Origin of the sequence: Streptomyces niphimycinicus (assembly GCF_018883605.1) — a bacterium.
Classification (GTDB): domain Bacteria; phylum Actinomycetota; class Actinomycetes; order Streptomycetales; family Streptomycetaceae; genus Streptomyces; species Streptomyces niphimycinicus.
Map to the genome: position 1 here is coordinate 1 of NZ_JAHLEM010001016.1, position 2,891 is coordinate 2,891.

Consider the following 2,891-nt stretch of genomic DNA (forward strand, 5'->3'; position numbering starts at 1 on the left):
TGCTCCGGCGGATTCCGGTGCTCCGGCGGATTCCGGTGCTCCGGCGGATTCCGGTGCTCCGGCGGATTCCGGTGCTCCGGCGGATTCCGGCGCCGCGATGGGTCCGGCTGACGGGGTGTCGTACGTGCCGGGCCGATCAGGTCATACGTCGAGCTGGTCGGCCACCGCCCGCAGCATGCCCGCGATCTTGTGGCCGTGTGCCTTGTCCGGGTAGCGGCCGCGCTCGAGCTGCTGCGTCACGTTTTCCAGCAGGGTGGTCAGATCCTGGACGATCGATGCCAGCTCATCCGGCTTGCGCCGCTGGGCGGCCGCCACGGAAGGGGTCGGGTCGAGAACGGTGACGGACAATGCCTGGTCTCCGCGGTTTCCGGCCACCACGCCGAATTCCACGCGCTGCCCCGGCTTTAGTGCGTCGACGCCTTCCGGAAGCACCGACGAGTGAACGAAGACGTCGCCACCGTCATCGCGGGAGAGAAAGCCAAAGCCCTTCTCACTGTTGAACCACTTGACCTTGCCGGTAGGCACGTCTGTCTCGTCCTCGTCGCTCGTCGGAAAACACGGAAAAACGGCTCTCGATAGCACTACAGCGGGTCGTAAGACCCGCCACCACCAAGGCTAATGGTCCCGAGCCTGGTGACAAGACGTACCCGGGTGGTTCCTATGCGCGCTCTGGCACGGATCTACCCTGGTGCGGTGAGTAATGAAACCCCGCACCCTGGCGGCTCCCCCGGCTACCCCCGGGAGGCACCCCTTCCCGGCGACCGGCTCATCCGGTCCGGCGTCATCGTCTTCGCCATCGGAGCGGTGGCCACGCTCATCACCGTCGCGCCGCTTTTCCTCGGCGCGGATCCGCTGCCGTCGGTGGCGTACTTCATGTGCATGCTGATGGGGGTCGGCTTCGCCCTCGCCGCCGCGGGGCTGTTGCGCTCCATCGCGGCGCAGCGGCGGCAGGCCGCGGCCGCCCAGGCTCCCCGGACGGCCGTACCGCCAAACGGGTGAATCAGCCCGGGGTATGCGTCTGCGAGCCGATCAGCTTGCTGGGTGACCGCTTGCCGTGTGACCGCCTATGTGCCCCGCCAGCCACGCCGGGAACGCCGTCAGATCGTCCAGGACGACGTCGGCGCCGGCCGCCAGCAGTTCATCCGCCGGGCAGGGCCCGGTGGCGACCGCCACGGACAGCGCACCGGCCGTACGGGCGCCCCGTACGTCACCCGTGTGGTCCCCCACGTACACCGTCGCCCCGTACTCCCGCAGCGCCTCCGCCTTGGCCTCGGCCCACAGCCAGCCGATGACCGCGTCCGCCTCGATGCCCAGATGGCTCAGGTGCAGCTTGGCGTTGGGCTCGTGCTTGGCGGTGACGACGATGGCCCGGCCGCCGGCCCGCCGTACGGCCTCGATCGCCTCACGGGCCCCGGTCATGGCCGGGGTGGGCGCGATCGCGTACTCCGGGTAGAGCTCGCGGTAGAGCTCGCCCATCTCCTCGATCCGCTCGTCGGGGAACCAGTGCACCAGCTCCTGCTCCAGCGGCGGGCCGAGCCGGGTGATGGCGAGGTCGGAGTCGATGTAGGTGCCGGTCCGGGCCGAGAGCGCCTCGTACGCCGCCTTGATGCCCGGCCGGGAGTCGATGAGGGTCATGTCGAGGTCGAAGCCCACGGTCACCGTGTGCGACCCGGCGTCCGCGGCGAGACCCGGGGCGGTGGTGGGGGCGGGGGACGGAGCGGAGTACGAAGCCATGCCCGCCATTGTGCCCCGACCCCACCCCATACACTTAGCCTCGCCTAACTTCGTAGCCGACGAGCGAGACGAACGAACGGAAGCGATGACCGCCGACCGGACCAGCAGCCGCCCTCCCAGAGCCTCACTGGTCCGCCGCCGCCTCGGCTGGACGGCCGCGGCCGTCGTCGCCCTGCTGCTCGCCGTCCTGCTCAGCCTCGCCGTGGGCAGCCGCCAGATCGCGCCGAGCGCGGTGCTGGACGCGCTGCTGCACGGCGGTTCGAGCGACGCGGCCGACATCGTGCGGTCCCTGCGGCTGCCGCGCACCGTCATCGGGCTGATGGTCGGCGCGGCGCTCGCCATGGCGGGCACCGTGATGCAGGGCATCACCCGCAACCCGATCGCCGACCCGGGCATCCTCGGCGTCAGCCAGGGGGCCTCGGTGGGCGTGGTGCTCGCGATCGCCTTCGCCGGGGTGCACACGCTGGACGGCTATGTCTGGTTCGCCTTCGCGGGCGCCGGGCTGGCGTCGGTCGCCGTCTACGCCATCGCCGGCAGCGGGCGGGGCGGCGCGACCCCGGTCAAACTCGCCCTCTCCGGCGCCGCGGTCAACGCGCTGCTGGTGTCCGTGACGACGGGCGTACTGACGACGAAGGCGGCGGCCCTGGATGAGTTCCGCTTCTGGCAGATCGGCTCGCTCGCCGGGCGGGACACCGAGATCGTCGGCCAGATCTGGCCGTTCCTGCTGGTCGGCACGGTGCTGGTGATCGCGGTGGCACGCGGTCTGGACGCGCTGGCGCTCGGCGAGGACGTCGCGAAGGGGCTCGGCCAGAACGTGGCGGTCGTACGGGTCGTCGCCGCCCTCGGCGCCACGATCCTCACCGGCGTCGGGGTCGCCGCCGCCGGGCCGCTCGCCTTCATCGGCCTCGCGGTCCCCCATATCGCCCGCGCGATCGTCGGCACCGACCACCGCTGGGTCCTTCCGATGGCCGCCCTGATCGGCCCGGTGATGCTGCTGGTGTCGGATGTGGTGGGCCGGATCCTCTTCCCGCCGAGCGAGGTCCCGGCGGGTGTGATGACCGCGCTGATCGGGGTGCCCTTCCTGGTCACGCTGGTCCGCCGGAAGACGGTGGCCGCGTGACCGCCACCGACAGCCGGGTGCCCTTCCTGGTCACGCT

General features: G+C 71.2%; 4 protein-coding genes. 2 read left to right on the forward strand and 2 right to left on the reverse strand.

Translation table 11 applies throughout. The features are described 5' to 3' along the window. Nucleotides 1–141: 141 nt before the first annotated feature. Complete coding sequence (locus KN815_RS51765) at nt 142–525, reverse strand: cold-shock protein (RefSeq protein ID WP_014061494.1); 384 nt, start codon at nt 523–525, stop codon at nt 142–144. A 168-nt stretch (nt 526–693) separates the two neighbouring features. Between KN815_RS51765 and KN815_RS46925 the strand changes: the two genes are divergently transcribed. Continuing rightward, entirely contained in the window at nt 694–999 is a 306-nt protein-coding gene (locus tag KN815_RS46925; protein WP_253209688.1) for a hypothetical protein, read from the forward strand. A 30-nt stretch (nt 1,000–1,029) separates the two neighbouring features. Here KN815_RS46925 and KN815_RS46930 read toward each other — a convergent pair whose 3' ends face one another. After that, the gene (locus tag KN815_RS46930) at nt 1,030–1,743 is read right to left on the reverse strand and encodes an HAD family hydrolase (RefSeq protein ID WP_216347887.1); all 714 of its coding nucleotides are present in this window, start codon (nt 1,741–1,743) and stop codon (nt 1,030–1,032) included. Between the two features lie 76 nt (nt 1,744–1,819). On the opposite strand from KN815_RS46930, the gene KN815_RS46935 reads away from it, so the two are divergent. Continuing rightward, a complete protein-coding gene (locus KN815_RS46935) occupies nt 1,820–2,854 on the forward strand; it encodes a FecCD family ABC transporter permease (RefSeq protein ID WP_216347888.1) in 1,035 nt (344 codons plus the stop codon). Nucleotides 2,855–2,891 lie beyond the last annotated feature (37 nt).